Source organism: Nonomuraea aridisoli (assembly GCF_003236395.1).
GTDB classification, from domain to species: Bacteria; Actinomycetota; Actinomycetes; order Streptosporangiales; family Streptosporangiaceae; genus Nonomuraea; species Nonomuraea aridisoli.
Window position 1 is genome coordinate 1 of the sequence record NZ_POUD01000166.1, and the last position, 20,223, is coordinate 20,223.

At 72.3% G+C, this 20,223-nt stretch carries 18 protein-coding genes and 2 pseudogenes; 6 read left to right on the plus strand and 14 right to left on the minus strand.

The features are described 5' to 3' along the window. Positions 1 to 35: 35 nt before the first annotated feature. The 7 genes from C1J01_RS30890 to C1J01_RS51450 all read right to left on the minus strand — a co-directional run bounded on the left by C1J01_RS30890 (position 36) and on the right by C1J01_RS51450 (position 9,731). A complete protein-coding gene (locus C1J01_RS30890; protein WP_235854776.1) occupies positions 36 to 1,079 on the minus strand; it encodes an ABC transporter permease in 1,044 nt (347 codons plus the stop codon). After that, complete coding sequence (locus tag C1J01_RS30895; protein ID WP_111182500.1) at positions 1,080 to 2,663, minus strand: ABC transporter substrate-binding protein; 1,584 nt, start codon at positions 2,661 to 2,663, stop codon at positions 1,080 to 1,082. Positions 2,664 to 2,759: 96 nt separating this feature from the next. Further along, positions 2,760 to 4,346 (minus strand): PucR family transcriptional regulator, encoded by a 1,587-nt coding sequence (locus C1J01_RS30900; RefSeq protein WP_181449051.1) that lies wholly within the window; start codon positions 4,344 to 4,346, stop codon positions 2,760 to 2,762. Between the two features lie 29 nt (positions 4,347 to 4,375). Further along, positions 4,376 to 5,218: a serine hydrolase gene (locus C1J01_RS30905; RefSeq protein ID WP_111182502.1), complete on the minus strand. Its 843-nt coding sequence runs from the start codon at positions 5,216 to 5,218 to the stop codon at positions 4,376 to 4,378. Beyond that, a complete protein-coding gene (locus C1J01_RS30910) occupies positions 5,211 to 6,524 on the minus strand; it encodes a serine hydrolase domain-containing protein (RefSeq protein ID WP_111182503.1) in 1,314 nt (437 codons plus the stop codon). Before C1J01_RS30910 ends, C1J01_RS30905 begins: the two co-directional genes overlap by 8 nt. A gap of 10 nt (positions 6,525 to 6,534) precedes the next feature. Beyond that, entirely contained in the window at positions 6,535 to 7,845 is a 1,311-nt protein-coding gene (locus C1J01_RS51445) for a serine hydrolase domain-containing protein (RefSeq protein ID WP_235854777.1), read from the minus strand. After that, complete coding sequence (locus tag C1J01_RS51450; protein ID WP_111182505.1) at positions 7,809 to 9,731, minus strand: S9 family peptidase; 1,923 nt, start codon at positions 9,729 to 9,731, stop codon at positions 7,809 to 7,811. Before C1J01_RS51450 ends, C1J01_RS51445 begins: the two co-directional genes overlap by 37 nt. 200 nt (positions 9,732 to 9,931) lie before the next feature. On the opposite strand from C1J01_RS51450, the gene C1J01_RS30925 reads away from it, so the two are divergent. Continuing rightward, positions 9,932 to 11,791: a glycoside hydrolase family 3 protein gene (locus tag C1J01_RS30925; protein WP_181449052.1), complete on the plus strand. Its 1,860-nt coding sequence runs from the start codon at positions 9,932 to 9,934 to the stop codon at positions 11,789 to 11,791. Further along, positions 11,791 to 13,068 carry an exo-beta-N-acetylmuramidase NamZ family protein gene (locus C1J01_RS30930; RefSeq protein ID WP_111182507.1) on the plus strand — a complete coding sequence of 426 codons (1,278 nt, stop codon included), beginning with the start codon at positions 11,791 to 11,793 and terminating at the stop codon, positions 13,066 to 13,068. The genes C1J01_RS30925 and C1J01_RS30930 overlap by 1 nt, the downstream gene beginning before the upstream one ends. A gap of 19 nt (positions 13,069 to 13,087) precedes the next feature. Here the strand turns inward: C1J01_RS30930 and C1J01_RS30935 are convergent, their stop codons facing one another. Both C1J01_RS30935 and C1J01_RS30940 read right to left on the minus strand, forming a co-directional pair. Then, the gene (locus C1J01_RS30935; RefSeq protein ID WP_111182508.1) at positions 13,088 to 13,612 is read right to left on the minus strand and encodes a hemerythrin domain-containing protein; all 525 of its coding nucleotides are present in this window, start codon (positions 13,610 to 13,612) and stop codon (positions 13,088 to 13,090) included. A 152-nt stretch (positions 13,613 to 13,764) separates the two neighbouring features. Next, positions 13,765 to 14,364 carry a TetR/AcrR family transcriptional regulator gene (locus C1J01_RS30940; RefSeq protein ID WP_111182509.1) on the minus strand — a complete coding sequence of 200 codons (600 nt, stop codon included), beginning with the start codon at positions 14,362 to 14,364 and terminating at the stop codon, positions 13,765 to 13,767. A 64-nt stretch (positions 14,365 to 14,428) separates the two neighbouring features. Between C1J01_RS30940 and C1J01_RS30945 the strand changes: the two genes are divergently transcribed. Beyond that, positions 14,429 to 15,313, plus strand: a complete 885-nt coding sequence (locus tag C1J01_RS30945) for an oxidoreductase (protein WP_111182510.1) — start codon at positions 14,429 to 14,431, stop codon at positions 15,311 to 15,313. Positions 15,314 to 15,344: 31 nt separating this feature from the next. Beyond that, complete coding sequence (locus tag C1J01_RS52510; protein WP_111182511.1) at positions 15,345 to 16,310, plus strand: AraC family transcriptional regulator; 966 nt, start codon at positions 15,345 to 15,347, stop codon at positions 16,308 to 16,310. A gap of 20 nt (positions 16,311 to 16,330) precedes the next feature. Here C1J01_RS52510 and C1J01_RS30955 read toward each other — a convergent pair whose 3' ends face one another. The 3 genes from C1J01_RS30955 to C1J01_RS30965 form a co-directional block, all read right to left on the minus strand. Further along, positions 16,331 to 16,600 (minus strand): alpha/beta hydrolase, encoded by a 270-nt coding sequence (locus C1J01_RS30955; protein WP_235854778.1) that lies wholly within the window; start codon positions 16,598 to 16,600, stop codon positions 16,331 to 16,333. 229 nt (positions 16,601 to 16,829) lie between these two features. Then, positions 16,830 to 17,420: a TetR/AcrR family transcriptional regulator gene (locus C1J01_RS30960; RefSeq protein ID WP_111182513.1), complete on the minus strand. Its 591-nt coding sequence runs from the start codon at positions 17,418 to 17,420 to the stop codon at positions 16,830 to 16,832. Between the two features lie 171 nt (positions 17,421 to 17,591). Continuing rightward, a complete protein-coding gene (locus C1J01_RS30965) occupies positions 17,592 to 18,083 on the minus strand; it encodes a hypothetical protein (RefSeq protein WP_111182514.1) in 492 nt (163 codons plus the stop codon). Between the two features lie 312 nt (positions 18,084 to 18,395). Here C1J01_RS30965 and C1J01_RS54275 point away from each other — a divergent pair. Continuing rightward, positions 18,396 to 18,677: pseudogene (locus C1J01_RS54275) on the plus strand (polysaccharide deacetylase family protein); the annotation flags it as partial. Then, a pseudogene (locus C1J01_RS54280) lies at positions 18,560 to 18,934 on the plus strand (glycosyltransferase family 2 protein); the annotation flags it as partial. The pseudogenes C1J01_RS54275 and C1J01_RS54280, both read left to right, overlap by 118 nt. 399 nt (positions 18,935 to 19,333) lie before the next feature. Here C1J01_RS54280 and C1J01_RS30975 read toward each other — a convergent pair. Together C1J01_RS30975 and C1J01_RS30980 are read right to left on the minus strand one after the other, a co-directional pair. Next, positions 19,334 to 19,783 (minus strand): DUF4383 domain-containing protein, encoded by a 450-nt coding sequence (locus C1J01_RS30975; RefSeq protein ID WP_111182517.1) that lies wholly within the window; start codon positions 19,781 to 19,783, stop codon positions 19,334 to 19,336. 84 nt (positions 19,784 to 19,867) lie between these two features. Then, a complete protein-coding gene (locus tag C1J01_RS30980) occupies positions 19,868 to 20,113 on the minus strand; it encodes a hypothetical protein (protein ID WP_111182515.1) in 246 nt (81 codons plus the stop codon). Positions 20,114 to 20,223 lie beyond the last annotated feature (110 nt).

Genomic DNA, 20,223 nt, shown 5'->3' on the forward strand with positions numbered 1-20,223 from the left:
GTGCGGTGGGGTGTGGTCGGCGTCGTCGACCCGCATCAGGCCGAGACCTCCTTGATCTCCGAGGTGGGGTCGAGCGCGCCGAGCACGAGGTCGACGACGAGGTTCACGACCAGGACGATGGCGCCGTAGACGAGGATCACGGCCTGGGCGACCGGATAGTCCTTCTGCGTGATCGACTCGACGATCTTCTGGCCGAGACCGGGCCAGGCGAAGACGTACTCCACCAGGACGCTGCCGGCGATCAGCGAGCTCAGCAGCAGGCCGCCCACGGTCAGGGTCGCCGTGAGCGTGTTGGGCAGCACGTGGCGCAGGTGCAGGCGGAGCGCGGGCAGGCGCTTGGCGCGGGCCAGCCGGACGTAGTCGGTGCCGAGCTCGCGCAGCGTCTCCACCCGGGTGATGCGGGCGATCATCGCGATCGACCCGATCGACAGGGCCAGCACGGGCAGCACGTACGTGACGGGGCCCTCCTTGCCGGCGGGCGGGAACCAGCCGAGGCCGACGGCCAGGACGGCGACCAGCGCGATCGAGTACAGGAACTCCGGGATCGCCACGGCCGTGCCGGTGGCCGTGCCGAAGGCCAGCTCGGTGCCCCGGTTGCGGCCGTTCTCGGTGCGCACGGCGGCCCACATGCCGAGCGGCACCGCCACGAGCAGCGCCACGGCGGTGGCGAGCAGGGCGAGGGTCAGGGTGTTCGGCAGGCGGGCCGCGATGACGTCGCTGACCGGCTCACCGGTGAGGAACGACGTGCCGAAGTCGCCGGTCAGGACGTTGCCGACGTACGTGACGAACTGCTCCGGCAGCGGCCGGTCGAGACCGAGGGCGGCCGTGCGCGCCTCGACCAGCTCGATCGGCGCGGCCGGTCCGAGCGAGGCCCGGACGGGATCGCCCGGAATGAGGTGGATCATCGCGAACGACGCGATGAGCAGCACCGCCAGCGACACGGCGAACCGCACGATCCGGCGCGCGGCCGTGCGCAGCGCCCTGCGCACGGCCGTGCCGCCGGAGGTCCTGTCCGGGCGCGCCGCGACGGTGCCTGCCGGGATCTCAGGCGGGCGCGCGCCCGTCAGGGGATCACTCACTCACCCTCCTTGCGTGAGGCGGATCGAGGTGGGCACCAGCGAGCCGGCCGTGGTGCGGAACGTGGCGCCCTTGCCGGCCAGGAGCACCGTGTTGTCCACGACGGGCACCAGGTCGGCGGCCTCGAACAGGGCCGACTCCGCTTCCAGCCACTTCGCGCAGGCCTCGGCGGAGGGCAGCTCGCCGGCCTCGGCCACGAGCTGCTCGTAGCGCTTGTTGGCCAGGTGGGCGAAGTTGGCTCCCTCGGGGGCGGACGGGCCGGACAGGAAGCCCACCAGCTGGCTCGGCAGGGTGACGCCGATCGGCAGCCAGACGACGTCCCAGTCCTGGGTGGAGTTGAGCGACTCCGACAGTTTGGTGTCGATGACGCCGTTGAGCTTCACCTCGACGCCGAGCTTCTTCCAGGCGGCGGCCATGTACTCGGCGGCGGCCTGGTTGCCCGGACCGCGGGTGGTGGCGTACATGTAGCGCAGGGTCAGCCGCTTGCCGTCCTTCGTCCGGACGCCGTCGGGGCCGGGCTTCCAGCCGGCCGCGTCGAGCGTGGCGGCCGCCGCGGCGGCGTCGAAGGCGGGGACGTGGCCGCTGACCGTGTCGCCCAGGCAGGGGCGGGGCTCCAGGACCAGGCCGGTGGGCGGCTTGCCGGTGCCGCTGGAGGCGATGCCGGCCAGCTCCTGGAGGTTGATCGCCTGGGTGAGGGCCTTGCGGACCTCGGGATCCTTGGCGGGGCGGTCGTCGCCCTGGTGGTAGAAGAACTGGCCGTTGCCGGCCGAGGGCGTCTGCTTGGTCACGCCCGGCGCGGCCTCGACGCGGGTGCGGTCGGGGCCGGTGAACAGGGCGCCGTTGAGCGAGCCGGCGACGAGCAGGTTGGCGGCGGTCTGCTCGTTCGGCACGACCTTCATCACCACCGTCTCGGGCAGCTCCTTGGCGGTGGCGCCGGCCGGGCCCCAGGTGTAGTCGCGCCGCACCTTGAACGTGTAGTGGTCACCCGGGACCGCCTCGGCGAGCTGGTACGGCCCGCTGCCGGAGGTCGCCCGCGCGATCGAGGCGCGGTCCTTCACCCCCTTGCCGCAGACGATGTACATCGACCGCGTGCTCTCCAGGATGAAGCTGAACGGCTGCGGCATGGACAGCGTCACGGTGCCGGCGGCGTCGTCGGCCTCCGCCTTCATGCCGGCGGGCACCAGCACCCCGTAGACGGGCGACTTGGAGGCGGGGTCGGCGATGTAATTGACGTTGTCGGCCACGTTCGACGGGGTCACCGGGGAGCCGTCGGAGCAGGTGACGCCCTTGCGCAGGGTGAAGGTGACCGAGTCGGGCTTGACGTCCCACTTCTCGGCCAGCGCGGGGACGATCTTCCCGTCCTCTCCGACGGCCACGAGCGTGTCGTACGCGACGGCGAGCACGTTGTTGGTGACCGACAACACGCCCTGGGCCGGGTCGAGGACGCCGGGGTCGGCGGGGATGGCATAGGTGAAGGTGCCGCCGGTGACCGGGCCGGCCTGCTGCTCCGGGCCGCCCGACGTGCCTCCGCACGCGGCCGTGAGCAGGGCCAGCCCGGCGAGGGCCGCGACTGCGGGTTTTGTCATGGGGACTCCAGAAGCCTGGGGGGACGGCACAACCTTCCTGCCTGCGCAGATTCGGTGCTATGTGCCGGTACACGAAAAAGGCCGGCCTGTGTGGTGCTATCGGCCGAAGATCCGCATCTGCAGCATCACGGTGAGCCGGGCGTCGGGGTCGGACAGGTCGAGCCCGCTGATCTCGACCAGGCGTTTGAGCCGGTAGCGGAAGGTGTTGGCGTGCACGTGGACGCGCGCGCTGGCCACGTTCACGTCGCCGAAGGCGTCGAGGTAGGCCCGCAGGGTGGCGGCCAGCTCGGTGCCGTGCTCGGCGTCGTGCTCCAGCAGCCGCTGGTACGGCCCGGTCGGGGCCTGCTCCTCGGCGGCGGCCACGTCGGCGACCTGCAGCAGCAGCGACTCGAAGTGCACGTCGGTGTACCCGGCCGCCTGGCCGGTGGTGCCGCGGGCGCGCAGCACGCGCAGCGCCCGGTCGGCGTCGGCCCGGGACCTGGCCACCTGCGAGAGGTTGGCGGCCAGGCGGCCCACACCGATGTTGGCGGCGTGCCGGGGCCCGACCCTGGCCAGGAAGCTCTCGGCCACGCGCACCGCCCGCGCCTCCTCGTCGCCGACCGAGTGCAGCGGCAGCACGGCGTAGGCGATCGAGCCGACGGACGCGGCGGCGGCCTTCGGGTGGATGGCGGCCACGTGCAGCGCGAGCGCGTCGCAGAAGCGCTGCCGGTCGCTCTCGCCGCGCGCGGGGTCGGCGGCGGCGTCGTCGGTGAGCTGGGCGGCCAGCACGCACAGGCGGGTGGTGGCGATGCCGAGCCGTCCGGCGGCCTCGGGCGCGTCGGCGCCGCCGGCCAGCACGGTCGACAGCAGGTCGGCGCGCAGGCGCCGCTGGGTGTCGGCCCCGGCGCGCTCGCGCAGCAGCTGCAGCGCGACGATCTTGGCGGCGTCGGCGAGAGCCCGCCGCCGCTGCTCGCTGAGCGGCTCGCGCACGGCCACCCAGATCGAGCCGAGGATCTCGTCGCCGCTGCGCACGGCCACGGCCGTGCGGTTGATCACGCCCTCCTCGCCGAGCTCCATGTAGACGGGCTCGCGGCTCTGGTAGAGCTGCTTGAAGAAGCCGCGCTCGTCGAGCATGCGCAGGTAGCGCTCGGGCACCTGGCGGCCGAGCACGGTCTCGACGCGGCCCTGGTCGGCCTCGTCCTGCCGGCCCGAGAAGGCCAGCACCCGCGACGACCTGTCCTCGATCGTGACGGGCGCGTCGAGCAGCGCGCAGACGGCGTTGGCCAGCGAGAACAGGTCGCCCTGCGGGCCCTGACCGGGCTCGGCCAGGTCGCCCTCGGCCAGCAGCGAGCGCAGCAGCGCGGCGACCTGCGCCCAGGAGGCCGCCCGGGTGAGGGCGAGCACGGCCACGCCGGTCTCCAGGACGGTGGCGCGGACCTCCTCCTCCACGTCGACGGGCAGCTTCACGACGACGCCGGCGGCCTGGGGGGCGCGCCGGATCAGGGAGCAGATCTCCGCGGCCCCGCGGACGCCGACCGCGAGCACGATCCCGCCCGGCGGCACGATGAGCTCGTCGAGCGGGTCGAAGACGTGCACCCCGGTGACCTCGGCGTCGAGGTCGCCGGGCGAGGCGGCCACGTCGAGGACGGTGGTGCCGAGATCCTGCAGGATCCGTCCCAGGCTGGCGCGGGGGCGGTTCCTCATCCGCTCACCATAGTCCACGAAAACGGACATCAGCGTAGCTGCTCCACGGCCAGGCGGGCGGCGCGGCCGATGACGGCGTCGGCGTGGGGCAGGCGCTCCCTGATGACCTCGCTGCGCACGAAGACCGCGACGGCGTAGCGCCTGCCGTCGGGGTACTCCACGACGCCCGACTCGTTGCGCACGCCCCACAGGCTGCCGGTCTTGCCCGACACCTTGACCTCGTCGGGGAAGCCGGCGCTCAGCCGGTGCGGCCAGATCTGCTCGCCCATGAGCCTGCGCACCTCGGCGCACGCCTCGGGCGGGCCGGCCTCGTCGCGCCAGATGAGACCGAGCAGCGTGGTGATCTCACGCGAGGTCCCGGCGGTGGTGCGGGCCGGGTCGCGGACGGCCATCGTGCGCAGTTGTTCCTGCGTGGCGGCGTCCCAGTCGTCGCCGATGTCCTGCCTGACCTGGTCGAACAGCTCGGCACAGCCGCCGATGAGCCGGGTGCGGCGCAGCCCGAGCGCGGCGAGCGTGCCGTTGACCCGGTCGAGCCCCACGCGGCGCAGCAGGACGTCGGTCGCGGCGTTGTCGGACATGGTGATCATGAAGTGCGCCAGGTCGCGCAGCGTGAGCGACACGTCGTCCTGGCAGCCGGAGGTGCCGATGCCGCCGTCCTTGTCGGCGGAGGTGACGGTGAGCCGCTCGGTGCGGCCGATCTCGCCGGCCGCGGCCTGCCGGGCGTACTCCAGCGCGACCGCGATCTTGAAGACGGAGGCGAGCACCACGGGCTCGTCCGGGTCCAGCCCCGTCTCGGCGTCGCCGTCCACCTCGCGGGCGTGCAGGAAGCCCCGCACGCCCGCGTCGGCGAAGACCCCGGCCAGGTCAGGCACGCGCCACCGCGCGGCCGTTGTGCAGGTAGGCGGCCCGCCCGTCCCGCAGCACGAACGTGATCGAGTCGTGGCGGCCGTCCTCCGGCTCGGCCGAGATGAACGACTCGCCGCCGAAGTGCACGTACCTCCTGGTGGTCCGGGTGGCGCCCATGCTCTCCATGAGCGGGCCGGGCAGCAGGGTGACGTCGAGTCCGTTCTCGGCGGCGGCGACCTCGTAGCCGTACTGGGGGCCGCTGTAGGCGCCCTCGTACGGAGAGCCGTCGACGGGGGCCGGCTCCTGCGGCGGCACGCGCGGGCCCGGCACCGTCAGGCCCGTCGCCTCCTCGATGACCGGCATCGCCACGTCGGCGACCAGCCCGGCGAAGGAGCCGCCGTTGCCGGTCATCGCGATGACGAAGTCCGAGCCGGGCACGATCCGCCAGAACGTGCTCTGTCCCGGCGTGTTGCCGTCGTGGCCGTACGCGCCCCAGCCGAACAGCTCCACCCCGAGGCCCCACTTCTCGGCCAGCGGGGCGCCGCCGCCGGGCACGTCGATCTGGGGCGTGAGCATCGCCGCCACCGACTCCTGGGACAACACCCGGGTGCCGTTCGGCGCGACGCCGCCCGCGGCCAGGGTGCGGCCGAACGCGACCAGCTCGCGCAGCGCCAGGCTCATGGTGGCGCCGGCCGGGGCGTTGGAACGGGGCATCAGCCACTCGGAGTAGACGGCGTTGTCCGGCCCGACGTGCCCGACCGAGGCGCGGAAGTACACCGCCTCCTCGCCGAGGAGCGCGGCGTGCGTGACCCCCAGGGGGCCGAACAGGTGCTCGCGCATGGCCTGCTCCCAGGTGACGCCGCGCAGCCGGGCCACCAGCGCGCCCAGCACGCAGTAGCCGGCGTTGCAGTAGGAGAAGATCTCGCCGGGCTCGTGCACGCGACCGGCGCCGCGCAGGTACTCCAGGTACTTGTCCAGGCAGTCGTCGCCGCGGCCGGTGTCCTCGAACAGGTCGCCGTCGAAGCCGGCGCTGTGCATGAGCAGCTGCCGCACGGTGACGGCGCCGCGCGCGAAGTCCGGCAGGTACGCCCCCACCGGGCTGTCCAGCTCCACCAGGCCCTCGTCGGCCAGCTGCATGACCAGCGCCGCCGTCCACACCTTGGTGGTCGAGCCGACCTGGAACAGGCTGTCGGTCGTCGCCGTCACGCCGGTGTTCTTGTTGACCACGCCCGCCGCGGCCTCGTGCAGCCGGCCGTCGCGCCACACCGCGACGGACGCACCGGGCACGTCGTGCTCCTCTATCGCCTTCTGGAGGCGGTCCTGCAGGTCCATGTGCGTCTCCTCAGCTGACCTTGGGGGTGGCGCGGGCGCCCATGTGGATGTACGGGGTGCCGTCGGCCAGCTCGAAGAAGACGGCCGTCAGCCAGTCGCGGGTGCCGGGCGCCTGGAAGGCGAAGAGGTTCTCGTCGATGGGGACGAAGACGGACTCCTCGGGCTTGTGCAGGCCGGCCAGCTCGCCGGTGGACTCCATGCGCACCGTGCCCTTGCCATCCTGGACGCCGATCGTGATCCGGGCGCCGGCCCGCTCGTACACGCCCGCGTACGGCTCGAGGTCCACCTCGGGCGGCGTGTCCGACGGCACCGGGGACGGCGGCACGGTCCGGCCGTCCAGCTCGGCGAACAGCTCCGTGGCCACGGCCCGGGTGAACGCGCCGCTGCGGCCGCCGTTGGCGGTCACGCAGACGACGGTGCCGGTGCCGGGGACGACCCAGAGCATCGCGTGCTGGCCGATGGTGTTGCCGCCGTGGGAGATGACCTTGTGGCCGCTCCACTCGTCGAGGATCCAGCCGACGCCCCACTGCTTGCCCAGCGTGTACGGGTTCGGGATGTCGACCTGCGCCTCCCACATCGCGCTCGGGTCCTCCAGCAGGCCGCCCTCGAGGTGGGCGCGGCCGAAGGCGACCACGTCGGCGGGGCGGGCGCAGATCAGCCCGGCCGGGCCCATCGACCGCATAAGGCCCCACTGCGGGACGGGCTGTCCGTCGTCGTGGCCGATGGCGGAGCGGAAGCGCAGCACGTCCTCGGGGAGCGTCCAGGTGTGGGTGAGGCCGAGCGGCTCGCAGATGCCCTCGCGCAGCACGTCGTCCCAGCGCTTGCCCTCCAGCACCTCCAGCACCCGGCCGGCGACGACGAACCCGGCGTTGCAGTACGACTGGGTGGCGCCGAGCGGGTGGTTCAGCGCCACGTCCGCCAGGGCCGCCACGTACTTCTCCACGCAGTCGTCACCGCGGCCCGTGTCGATGAACACGTCGCCGTCGATGCCGCTGGTGTGGCAGAGCAGCTGCCGGATGGTGACGGCCTTGGTGACCTCGGGGTCGACCAGCTTGAACTCGGGCAGCACCTCGACGACCGGGGTGTCCAGCGTCAGCCGGCCCTTCTCGACCTGCTGCATGATCAGCGTGGCGGTCCACACCTTGCTGACCGAGCCGATCTGGTAGAGGGCGTCGGTGGTGGCGTCCACGCCGGTGGCGGTGTTGAGGCTGCCGGCCGCGAACTCGTGCAGCTCGCCTCCGTGCCAGTACGCCAGCGCCGAGCCGGGAACCTCGTACTCGGCGATCAGCTCGGCGAGCCGCTGACCCATTGCTCCAGCCACGCGATGATCCTTTCGTTGTAGTCGTGCCTGTGCGAGGGGCGCCCGCTCAGGATGAACAGATGGCTCGCGCCGGGGTAGCGCACCAGCCTGACGGGGACGCGCCGCTCGCGCAGGGCGGCGAACCACTGCTCGGCCTGGCCGACGGGGCAGCGGTCGTCGTTCTCGCCGTGCAGGACGAGGGTCGGCGCGGTGACGCCGGCGACGTGGGTGATGGGCGACTGGGCGGCCAGGTCCCCGGCGTACTCGTGGGTCTTCATGAGGTGGCCGAGGTCGGAGGTGCCGCTCAGGCTGGACAGGTCGCTGACGAGGCCGCCCGGGATCGCGGCCTTGAACCGGCCGGTCGTTGCCGACAGCCAGCAGGTCATGTAGCCGCCGTAGCTGTAGCCGGTCACGGCCAGCCGGTCGGGGTCGGCGACGCCCTCGGCGACCAGGGCGTCGATGGGGGCGAGCAGGTCCTGGGCGTCGGACAGGCCCCAGGCGCCGATGGAGGCGGTGTAGAACGCCTCGCCGTACCCGTCGCTGGCGCGGGGGTTGACGGTGAGCACGGTCCAGCCTTGGGCGGCGAGGACCTGGTGGTAGAGGTGGACGCCGTCGAAGACGGGCGACCAGGCGTTGTGCGGGCCGCCGTGCACGTCCAGGAGGAGCGGGCCGGGGGCCGGCGCGGACTCGTCGCGCAGGACGAACGCTTCGACCTCGGTGCCGTCGGGGGCGGTGAAGGTGCGGCGGCGGGCTTTGAACAGCTTCGCGCCGTCGAGGGCGTAGGTGGTGAGTCGGGATATATCCGGCGCTGACGCGCCAGATATATCCGACATTTCGCCCGACGCAGCTTTTTTCGGGCTAGGGGCGGTGAGGTAGACGTCGCCGGCGCTCTCCTGGGTGGCCGCCACGTACGCGACCGCTCCGGCCGCCGTGCTGATGCCCGAGATGTTCACCTCGCCGGGCACGAGCCGCTCGCCGGGGGCGCGGTAGAGGTGCGTCGAGCCGCCGTCGCGGGCGCAGAAGATCAGGTCCTCGCCGAGCAGCGCCGGGGTGCCGCCGGGATAGCCGGGGGCGCCGGTCATGACGTTCCGGTCGAGGCCCGTCTCCACCTCCTCGGCCGCTCTCCCGGGCCCGAGCTCGTACAGGCGGGTGTGCCCCACCGGCGCGCCCTTGCTCCCGGCGGCGATCAGCCGGTCGCCGATCCACCAGACGCCGCCGCAGAGCAGCTCGGGCTCGCTCAGCGGGTCCGGGACGGCGCCCTTGGCCGCGTCCACGGCGTACGCGGTCCCGCCGAGGTCGAGGTCGCGGTCGGGGTGCATGGAGGCGACGAAGGCCAGCCGGAGCCCGTCGGGAGACCACGTCGGCTCGCTCGCGTGGAAGTCGCCCTCGGTGACCTGGACCGTCTCGCCGCCGTCCACGTCCGTGACGAACACGTGCCTGGTCACGCCGCGCAGCAGCCCGGCGCCGTCGGCCTTGTGATCCAGCCGGTCGGCCACGACGGGCGCGTGCGGCGCGGCGGCGGCGCCGTCCGGGCCGGGCCCGACGGCGGCGGCGTAGGCGATGCGGGAGCCGTCCGGCGACCACACGGGCGCGCCCGCGCCGAGCGCGGCCGAGGTGAGCACGACGGGCTCGCCGCCGTCCATCGGCAGGAGGTGGATCTGCGGCCGGCCGTCCACCGGGCGCAGGAACGCCAGCGTCCGCCCGTCGGGCGACCAGCGCGCGGCGCCGCCGGCGGCGAGCCTGCGCGGCTCCGCGCCGGGTGCGGCCAGCCAGATCTCGGTACGGTTCTCGTCGGCGTCGCGGTCGGCCGTCGTCAGCGTGTACGCCACGGCCTTTCCGTCGGGACGGATCCGCGGGTCTGAGGGGATGGCGATGCGGTAGAGGTCGTCGAGGACGAGAGGCGGCATGAACGAACCGTAAAGCCCCGCCGTCCAGGCATCTTCGGCATTTCTCACAAACGGCGTCGTCCAGGTTGTGCCCCAGTCCAACGGCGCGCGCCAAGTTTCCGGCAAAGAAGGCGTTGACCATCCGCCGGGATGAAAGTAACTTCCGGGCAGTGCCGTGACCTTGCATGAAATTTCCAGACATGCGAGGGGTTGGAGGAGACATGCGTCACCCGCGGTTCCTGGCCCTGGCGGCGGCGGTGGTTCTCGGCGTGGGGACGGCTCCGGCCGTGCACGCCGACAGCAGAGAGGACCCCTGGATCCTCGGCAAGATCTCGAACATGACCCTCGAGGAGAAGGTCGGGCAGCTGTTCGCGACGAACGTCTACGGCGAGAGCGGCGACACGACCGCCCCGGCCGACGTCGCGGCGAACCAGGCGATGTACGGCCCCGGCATCGAGAACGGCGACGACGTCATCGCCAAGTACAAGCCCGGCGCGATCCTCTACTTCCGCTGGTCCAACAACCTGAACGACCCCGTGAAGACGGCGGGCCTCTCCAACGACCTGCAGCGGGCCGCGCTGGCGCAGCCCGCGAAGATCCCGCTGCTCATCGCCACCGACCAGGAGCACGGCGCCGTCTACCGGCTGGACGAGCCGTTCACCGCCTTCCCCGGGCAGATGGCGCTCGGCGCGACCCGCAGCGCCGGCCACGCGCTCACCGCGGGCAAGGTCACCGGCCGGGAACTGGCCGCACTCGGCATCAACCAGGACTACGCGCCGGTCGCCGACGTCAACGTCGACCCGCGCAACCCGGTGATCGGGGTGCGCTCGTTCGGGGAGGACACCGGGCTGGTGTCGGAGCTGACCCGGGCCTCCGTCCGCGGCCTGCAGCAGGGCGGCGTCTCGGCGGCCGTCAAGCACTTCCCCGGCCACGGCGACACGGTCAACGACAGCCACGACAGCGTGCCGTGGATCTTCCACACGAGGGAGGAGTGGGAGCGGATCGACGCGCCGCCGTTCCGGGCCGGCATCGCCGCGGGCGCCGACATGATCATGACGGCGCACGTCGTCATGCCGTACCTGCAGAGCGACTGCGACGTGCAGACCCAGGAGGGCTGCGACCCCGCGACACTCGATCCGGAGATCATGACCGGGCTGCTGCGCGAGGAGCTCGGCTACGACGGCGTCGTGGTCAGCGACTCGCTGTCGATGCAGGGGGTGCGCGACAAGTACGGCGACGACCGGGTGCCGGTGCTCGCGCTCAAGGCCGGGGTCGACATGCTGATCATCGTGGACGATCCGGCGAGCACGATCTCCCTCGACGTCGCCTACAACGCCGTGCTGAACGCCGTGCGCTCGGGCGAGCTGACCGAGGCGCGCATCGACGAGTCCGTCCACCGGATCCTGAGCCTGAAGAAGAAACGTGGCTTCTTCGACGGCGACCAGCAGGTCGACGAGGGCAAGGTGCTCAGGACCCTCGGCTCCCGCGCGCACAAGGCGCTCGCCCGCGCGGTCGCCGACCACAGCGTGACCCTCGTGCGGAACGAGGCCGGCGCGCTGCCGCTGACGGACACCGGGCAGCGGGTGCTGGTGACCGGCTACCGCAACGTGGCGCCGCCGTCCGTCAAGATCCCGCCGGCCGAACGGCTGGCCAAGGCGATCAGCGACCTCGGAGTCACCACGGAGCTGTTCGAGACGGGGGCGAGCCCCGGCGCGGCCACCGTCGCCGCCGCGGTGGACAAGGCCCGTGCCAGCGACGTCGTCGTGGTCGCCACGGTGAACACCGCCACCTCGGCGTCCCAGCGCACCCTCGTCAACGCCCTCCTGGCCACCGGCAAGCCCGTCGTCGTCGTGGGCGCCCGGAACCCGTACGACATCGCGGACTTCCCCGGCGCTCCGGCGTTCCTCGCGACGTACTCGTGGGAGCGGCCCGCGATGGAGGCCGCGGCGCGGGTACTCTTCGGCCGGACCGCCCCCACGGGGGAACTGCCGGTGACGATCCCGGCCGCCGACGGCTCGGTCCTCTATCCGTACGGACACAGCCTGAGTTATCGACCCTCCCCAGGACGGAGCAACACCTGATGGGCACCTTCTTCTCGCGACGGGCCATCCTGTCGACCTCGGCCGTCGCCGTGGCCGGCACGGGCATGGGCCTGCCGTCGCTCGGCCGCCCTCCGCGGCCGGGCAGGCTCCGGACGGGCGTCGAGGTCCTGATGGCCGACGACTACCGGCTCGTACGGGGCCAGAAGGTCGGCGTCGTGACCAACCCGACCGGGATCCTGCCGGATCTCGGCCACGAGGTGGACGTGATGGCGGCGAGTGACGACGTCGACCTCGTCGCGGTGTTCGGCCCCGAGCACGGCTTCCGCGGCACGGCCCAGGCCGGCGGCTCCGAGGGCTTCTACGTGGACGAGCAGACCGGGCTGCCGGTCTACGACACGTACCTGCAGAGCGGTCAGGCGCTGGCCGGCATCTTCACCCGGTCGGGCGTGGACACGATCATGTTCGACATCCAGGACGTGGGCGCCCGCTTCTACACCTACATCTGGACGATGTTCGACTCCTTGCAGGCGGCGGCGCTGGCGGGCAAGCGGTTCGTCGTCCTCGACCGGCCCAACCCGATCACCGGCCGCCGGGCCTACGGGCCGATCATGACGCCGCCGTTCGCCACGTTCGTCGGCCGGGAGGCGATCTCCCAGGCGCACGGCATGACCGTCGGCGAGCTGGCGCGGCTGTTCAACGCCGAGTTCCTGGACCGGCCGGCCGAGCTCGAGGTCGTGGAGATGCGCGGCTGGAAGCCGGACATGACGTACGAGGAGACCGGCCTGCCCTGGGTGATGCCGTCGCCGAACATGCCGACCGTGGACACCGCGTTCGTCTACCCGGGCACCGGCATGTTCGAGGGCACCAACCTGTCGGAGGGACGCGGCACGACCCGGCCCTTCGAGCTGATCGGCGCCCCGTACGTCGACCACGGGTGGGCGGACGCGCTCAACGAGCTGGACCTGCCCGGTGTCGGGTTCCGGCTGTCCTACTTCACGCCGACGTTCTCCAAGCACGCGAACACGCTGTGCGGCGGGGTGCAGGTGTACGTCACGGACCGGGAGGCGTTCGACCCGGTCAAGACGGGCGTCGCGATGATCGCCACGGCAAGGCGCCTCTACCCGGACGGCTTCGCCTGGCGCTACGACACCTCCGACCCGCAGCGGCCGTACTGGATCGACAAGCTGACCGGCTCGCCGCAGGTGCGCACCGACATCGACGCCGGCAAGGACGCGGACGAGGTCGAGGCCGGCTGGGCCGGCCCGCTCGAGACGTTCGCGGAGCTGCGCGAGAAGCACCTGATCTACCGGCGCTAGGCGGCAGGGGCGGCGCGGGTCAGGCCAGGACGCGGGGAGGCACGGCGCTGCCGTACACCTTCTGGGCGTAGGTGGCGTACGCCGCGGTGGCGACGTCCCTGATGATGGGCCGGAGGTCGGGCGGGACGACGCGCGCCTCCTCGAGGGCGAGATGCTCGGTCATCAGCGGCAGCAGCCGGTCGAGGACCTCGGCGACCGCGTCCCGGTCCTGGGCGGAGGCGCTCTCGCGCCATGCGGCCAGCGCCAGGTCGAGCCGCTTGTAGCCCGCGTGGATGCGCTCGTGCTGGTCCTCCATCATGGAGACGACCGGTGCGAGCCCCGCCTCGACCCGCTCCAGCAGGAGGGGCCAGATGTGCTCGTCCTCGCCCGTGTGGTGGCCGTGCAGCACGCGGTTCATCAGCGCGATGTGGTCGGCGACCACCGTGACGCGCTCCCGGTCGCCGGCCGTCACGGCGCGGACCAGGTCGGGCATCATGCCGTACTCGCGGCGGAACATGGTGTGCACCGCGAACATGTCGCGCGCGTCGGCGCGTTCTTGGATCATGGTGGATCTTCTCCGGATGGTCTTCGAGCCTGAGGGCGAGGCAGGATCTCGCCCTCACCGCACGCTAGTGACCGGTTCCCTCGATCACCCGCCGGAGGACCACATCCCGCGCGATGTGGACAGGCTCGCGCGTTTCCCGGACCGTACGCCGTTCACGCGTGGCCGGTGGCGCGGGGACGGAGGCCGTGGAGCAGGGTCTCGATGGTGCCGGAGACCAGGCCGTCCACGGGCCTGTCGCCGCTCATGCCGCTGACCACCAGGGCCACCAGCCCTTGGAGGGTGGCGAGTACGGCCATGGCGACCCGGTCGGAGTCGCCGTCCACGATGTCGCCCCGCGCCTGTGCCTGCGCGATCAGCTCGGACGGCGCCGCGAACGCCCGGTCGTTGGCGGCGCGCAGCCGGGGGGAGCTCTCCTTGCTCGCGTGCATGAGGGTCACCAGGTTGGGGTGCCTGACGGCGAACCCCACATAGGTCTTGGCGAACGCGATCAGCCTGTCGGCGAAGGGCGCGTCCGTGGCCGCCAGCGCCTCGTCCAGCTCCCTGCGCAGCCGCTCGAACCCCGTCTCGGCCAGCGCGTCGAGCAGTGCCTGCTTGTCGGCGAAGTGGTGCCGCGGCGCGCCATGGCTCACCCCCGCCGCCCGAGCCACCTCGCGCAGCGAGAGCTCGTGCGCCCCGACCTTGTCCAACAGCCGCTCCGCCTGCTCCAGCAACGCCGTGCGGAGGTTGCCGTGGTGGTACCGACCGGATGTCACGAACCCCAGCCTACCGAGATCTAGACATTGACTAGAATCTAGACGATGTCTAGTCTCTCGGTCCATGACCTACTGGACCGGCCGTACCGTCCTCATCACCGGCGCCAACAGCGGCATCGGGCTCGTCGCGGCCCGAGAGCTCGCCCGCGCGGGCGCCCACGTCGTCCTCGCGGTGCGCGACCTGACGAAGGGCGAGCACGCCACATCGACCATCGGCGGCCACACCGAGGTCCGCCATCTGGACCTCGCCGACCTCTCATCGGTACGCGGCTTCGCCGAGAGCTGGAGCGGAGACCTGCACGTCCTGATCAACAACGCCGGAGTGGCCAACACGCCGCCCGGGCACACGAAAGACGGGTTCGAGTCGCAGATCGGCGTCAACCATCTCGGGCCGTTCGCGCTGACCAACCTCCTGCTGCCGCACATCGCCGACCGCGTGGTCACCGTCGGGTCCAACGCCCACAGGTCGGCCGCGATCGACCTGGACGACCTGAACTGGCAGCGCCGCCCGTACCGGAGCGCGGCGGCCTACGCGCAGTCCAAGCTGGCCAACCTGCTGTTCACCCTCGAGCTCCAGCGCCGTCTGGACGCCGCCGGCTCCCCCGTGCGCGCGCTGGCCGCCCACCCGGGAGCCGCCGCGACGAACCTCAACCGCCATCTGGGGCCGCTCATGAAAGCCGTCGCCGCGACCGTCGGCAGGCTCGTCATGCAGGACGCCGCCGACGGCGCCCGGCCCATCCTGTACGCCGCCTCCCGCGACCTGCCGGGGGCGAGCTACGTCGGCCCGGCCGGCGCCAGGGAACAGAAGGGTCGTCCCACCCTGGTGGGCCGGTCCGCCGCCGCGGCCGACCCCGACCTGGCCACCCGCCTCTGGACGCTGTCGGAACAGCTGACCGACACGGCATTCCCGCTGCCGGCCCGCCCCCGCCACCCCGCTCGAACGGACTGACCGTACGCTCGGGACACGGGAAGGGGGGACCATGGCTCAGATCCTGCGGCGCGCCTGGGATCACGCGCTGTCGCTGGACGACGAGAAGAAGGAGATGGAGCAGTTCTTCAACTCCTTCGACATCGACGCTCTCGGCGGCGGCCGGCCCTCGGCGAGAATGCGTTACGCCCGATGCGGGCCCGTTGTCATCGGCGACATCACCCATGACGCCGATGTGCTGGTACGCCCCGCCGACAGCCGATCCGGCTACCACGTGCTGGTCCCGTTGAACGGCCGCGTCGAATCCCGCTACCTGGGCGGGGACATCGTCCTGCCGCGCGGAACGGCCTTGCTGTACCGGGCGGAGGGGGCCGTCTCCACCAGGCTGGGCGGCGGCGCCCGGGTGCTGAACGCCAGATTCGACCTGACCCACGTCCATCGGATGCTCGAATCCCAGGTGGGCGAGCCGGTGAACGAGCAGATCCTCTTCTCACCGGTCTTCGATGCGGGCCGGGGTACGAGCTGGACGCGGTTGCTGCTGACGATCGTCGACCAGCTCGGTCTCGATGACAGCGTCATGCTGAACCCGCTGGTGGCGCTTCCCTACGCCGAAAGTCTCCTCCAGGGTCTGCTGCTGGCGGCCGACCATCCCCACCGCCGGCTGCTGGACCGTCGGGCCGAGCCCGCCCGGCCCGGCGCCGTCCGCATCGCGATCGACCTCATGGAGGCCGGGCCGGATCGGCCGTTCACCACCTCCATGCTGGCGGCGGAGGCTCACGTCAGCGTCCGTACCCTCCAGGAGGGCTTCCGGCGTCATCTCGGCACCTCGCCCATGGCCTACCTGCGCGGCGTACGGCTGCGCCGGGCTCACGAGAGCCTGCTGGCCGCCGATCCCTCCAGGACCACCGTGGCCTCGATCGCGCGCCGGTGGGGCTTCACGCATCTGGGCCGGTTCGCGGCCGCCTATCAGGCCGCCTACGGCAGGCCCCCGGCCACCACGCTGCGCGCACCGCGTTAGCCGCGCTGTCCGCCGTCGTTCTACCCCCGGTGGACCATGGCGGTGATGTCGTGGAAGAGGCGGTCGCAGGCGGCGGTCGCCTCCGGGCTCGTGTCCTGGATGAAGCCGTGCGGCAGGCCGGGCTCCCGCCGGTGCGTCACGCGGACGCCGGCCTGGGCGAGACGGCCGGCGTAGGCGTCGCCTTCGTCGCGCAGCCGCAGGCAGGCGAGGGTGGCCAGGTGGGCGCCCGCGCTGTCACCGGCCACCGCGACCGGCCGGGTGCGGCGCAGCACCGCGGCCACGTCGTCCACGGCAGTGCCGCAGTGGCACCCCGTCCGGCCACTCCAGGTCCCGCACGGACGCCGGCTCGGGGCCGCGCGGCCGCCCGGCGGCCCGCCGCCGGGATCCCTTCCGCAACTCGACCACATCGGGAACGGTCACGACGCGCGCTCCTCCGTCTCGCCGGGAACGGTCACGATACGCGTGGCTCTGGCACGCGGTCGTCGGGGACCGGGCTTCGGTCCCAGCGGAGGCGGTGGCTCATCGGACGTCTCGCCGGAGGCGGGGCGCGGTGATGACGGCGAGGGCGGTGGCCAGGTCGTGGCTGGAGGGGGCGCGTCCGGGGTCGACGAGGTACTGCGCCATGACGCCGGTCAGCAGCGCCTCGTAGAAGCCGCCCACCAGCCGGGCGTCGGGATGGTCGGGGCCGAGGCCGCCGAGCACGTCGGCCAGGCCGAGACGCACCTGCTCCAGCCCGGCGGCCAGATGCCGGCGCACCTCCTCGGCGTGCGCGCTCTGCCCGAGCGCGTCGAACGTGGCGGCCCACAGGGGACGATGGGTCTCGAACGACTTGATGATCTGAGCCCAGGCCGTCTCGAACCGCTGCAGCGTGTCGGCGCCGGGATCGGCGGGGACGGCCGCCAGCGCCTGCGTCAGCTCCTCGGCCCAGTCTCGCGCGGCCTGCGACAGGGCCTCGTTGAGCAGCGCCTCCTTGGAGCCGAAGTGGTAGCCGACGCAGCCCGTGCCCACACCGCCGGCGGCGTCGGCGATGTCACGCAGGGTGGTGCGGGCGTAGCCCTTGGCGTACAGGCAACGCTTGGCCCCGTCGATCAGGTCTTCGCGGTTCCCCATGACGCCGGAGCCTACAGCAGAGCTAAAACGCTTGACTTAGAGCGTGGCCGTGCGCCTACCGCCTCTGACCAGCAAGGAATCAGCCCCGTACTGTCTCATTTCTCGCAACAACATTAATAGTCACAAAGCTCAAGAATTGTCACTACCATCTCACCTCGTGCCCAACGAGCATCACCACACCGAGCCGCTGACCATGATCGGTCTCGAGCCGCAGTCCACAGCGGTCTTCGTGGACCAGAGCGGCCGTCGCCGGCGACTCATCATCCTTGGTTCGATCGCCGGGACTCTGGCCTTGTTCGGCTTGCTCGTCGTCGTGGTCGGCGGGCTGTTCTCCAGCACGACGCAGTCGGTGAGCGGCTGGCCCGGGGACAAGCCCGGCGGCCCGGCCGCCACGGCCTCGCCCGACCGTTCGAGCCCGACGCCCGAACGCCCCACCACGGAGCCGAGCCAGCCGCCGCCGGTGGCGACGCAGACCCTGGTCCGGTCGCCCTCCCCCACCGCCGAGCGGCGCAGGAGCAGCACGGCCCCGCCGACACGGGCGCAGACCCAGCAGGATCCCGAGCAGGCGCGCACCACAGCACCCAGGGAGAGTCCCGAGTCCGAGCAGCCGAGCGCCCAACCCAGCAGCACGACGAGCGCGGCACCGAGCAGCAGGCCGGCCACCGCAGGCGGCGCCGTACGGCAAGCACCGCAAGGGCGGTCGCCGCATGCGGGCCCGCCGCGAACGCCGCGCGGGCGAGCGCCCCACCCGCCGCCGGTGGCTGAGCCGCCCGCCGGCGCCGCTCCGCGCCGGCCTCGGGGAAGCGGAAGGATCCTAGAGGCCACTGGTTCCTGGTGGCCACCGGGCTGGTGCTGGTCGCCGCCATGCTCGTGCTCAACGGGTACGTCACCAACGTCGTCGGCGAGACGCAGGCCGTCCCGCCCGCCACCGACCGCCCGAGCCCTGACCTGGAGCGGGCACGCCACGGCGGCCCCATGCTGAACCTCACGGACGGCGAGCCGGCCAGCGCCCGCCTGCCCGCGCGGACGGTCGCCCTGACGTTCGACGACGGCTCCGATCCGGAGTGGACGCCGAAGGTGCTGGACGTGCTGCGCCGCTACCAGGCCAAGGCCACGTTCTTCGTGGTGGGCTCGAAGGTCGCCCAGCATCCGGAGCTGACCCGGCGCATCGTCGCGGAGGGCCACGAGCTCGGCAACCACACCTACACCCACACGGACCTCGCGGCCGTCCCGGAGTGGCGGCGGCGTCTGGAGCTGTCGCTGACGCAGCGGGCGCTGGCGGGCGCGACGGGCCTGCACACCACGCTGGTGCGCCCGACCTGACGATGGCGTTGTGCCGGGCCGGCTGGCGGGTGGTGTACGAGGAGAAGGCGCTGGCCTGGACGGAGGCCCCGACGACGCTCGGCCAGTTGTGGAAGCAGCGCTACCGCTGGTGCTACGGCACCTTGCAGGCCATGTGGAAGCACCGTAAGGCGCTGCTGGAACGCGCGCCCTTCGGCCGCCGCTGCCTGGGTTACCTGACCCTGTTCCAGGTGGTGCTGCCGCTGCTCGCTCCCGTGGTGGACCTGATGGCGGTCTACAGCACGGCGGTGGGCGACCCGCTGCCGGTCGTCGCGGTGTGGGCGGGGTTCGTCGCCGTGCAGGCACTGACCGGCTGGTACGCGCTGCGCCTCGACGGCGAGCGCGCCTCGGCGCTGTGGGTGCTGCCGCTGCAGCAGTTCGTCTACCGGCAGCTGATGTACCTCGTGGTGATCCAGTCGGTGGCCACGGCGATCCTCGGCGTACGGCTGCGGTGGCACACGATCCACCGTCAGGGCACGTTCACCGCGCCGGGCACGCCGGTGGCGCACGCCGCCCCGGTGAGTGTGGGAGCGGCGGCCCGGCGCCGCTCCCCCACGTCTTCCGGACGCTCGCTAGCCGGTCACGGCGTGCGAACGCCGCCTGGCCAGCAGGGCCCCGAGCGCGATCATCCCGACACCCAGCACCAGGTGCAGCCAGTTGTCAGCCGTGTTGAGCGGGAAGAAGTTGGCCGGGCTGCCGTGCGGGACGAACAGTCCGTAGAGCCAGACCACCAGATAGATGATGCCGCCGACGATCAGGAACGCGCGCGCTGCCGCCCACGTCCTGGCCAGCAGCACGCCGGCGACCCCGAACACCAGGTGGATGATGTTGTGCAGAACCGACACCTGGAACAGGCCCAGCAGCATCGCGCCCGACTCGTGGCCGGCGAACTGCATCTGGCCGTAATTAGTGGTGATGCCCGGGATGAACCCGAGAATGCCGATCAGCAGGAACACGGCGCCGACGACGAGCGCCGCCAGCTGGACCGAGCTCTTGGTGGCGGAGGAAAGAACGCCGCTCATGGCGCCTCCTTGTCGTACCGGTCATAGCCCCCTGCGCCTACCCCCCAGGCAGGCCGTCACGCACACCGCGACCTGCGGAAATCCTCATTCGAAATCGTCCGGGTTGAGCTCCTTGATGCGGATGCAGGGGTCCTCGTCGTAGCGGCTGCGCCCGTCGGCGTCGTCGCCCTCCTCGAACCCGGGCGTAGCGCCGGGTGTGACGCCCGCCGGGCGCCTCGACGCCTCCGCCTCGGTCGGGGTCAGGGGTGTGCGGGTCGCTTCCTCGGCGCTCCCCCGCTCGACGCGTCGTCCGGCCGCTTTCCTGGCCGCCGCCTTCTCGTGCTTGCTCATCGTGCCTCCCCCACCGGCGCCGCGGGACGCCGTCCGAGGCCGTCGTTCACCTCATCCTGTGTCCCCTGCCCGCCCCGCCCCGCTTCATGCGGATCGTTTAGCCGCAGGTC

Coding starts and splice junctions, on each gene's coding strand:
- C1J01_RS30935 (WP_111182508.1), bottom strand. CDS start 13,612: ATGATCCAAGAACGCGCCGACGCGCGCGACATGTTCGCGGTGCACACC.
- C1J01_RS30980 (WP_111182515.1), bottom strand. CDS start 20,113: ATGAGCAAGCACGAGAAGGCGGCGGCCAGGAAAGCGGCCGGACGACGC.
- C1J01_RS30925 (WP_181449052.1), top strand. CDS start 9,932: ATGCGTCACCCGCGGTTCCTGGCCCTGGCGGCGGCGGTGGTTCTCGGC.
- C1J01_RS30895 (WP_111182500.1), bottom strand. CDS start 2,663: ATGACAAAACCCGCAGTCGCGGCCCTCGCCGGGCTGGCCCTGCTCACG.
- C1J01_RS51450 (WP_111182505.1), bottom strand. CDS start 9,731: ATGCCGCCTCTCGTCCTCGACGACCTCTACCGCATCGCCATCCCCTCA.
- C1J01_RS30900 (WP_181449051.1), bottom strand. CDS start 4,346: ATGAGGAACCGCCCCCGCGCCAGCCTGGGACGGATCCTGCAGGATCTC.
- C1J01_RS30975 (WP_111182517.1), bottom strand. CDS start 19,783: ATGAGCGGCGTTCTTTCCTCCGCCACCAAGAGCTCGGTCCAGCTGGCG.
- C1J01_RS30945 (WP_111182510.1), top strand. CDS start 14,429: ATGACCTACTGGACCGGCCGTACCGTCCTCATCACCGGCGCCAACAGC.
- C1J01_RS30930 (WP_111182507.1), top strand. CDS start 11,791: ATGGGCACCTTCTTCTCGCGACGGGCCATCCTGTCGACCTCGGCCGTC.
- C1J01_RS30910 (WP_111182503.1), bottom strand. CDS start 6,524: ATGGACCTGCAGGACCGCCTCCAGAAGGCGATAGAGGAGCACGACGTG.
- C1J01_RS30960 (WP_111182513.1), bottom strand. CDS start 17,420: ATGGGGAACCGCGAAGACCTGATCGACGGGGCCAAGCGTTGCCTGTAC.
- C1J01_RS52510 (WP_111182511.1), top strand. CDS start 15,345: ATGGCTCAGATCCTGCGGCGCGCCTGGGATCACGCGCTGTCGCTGGAC.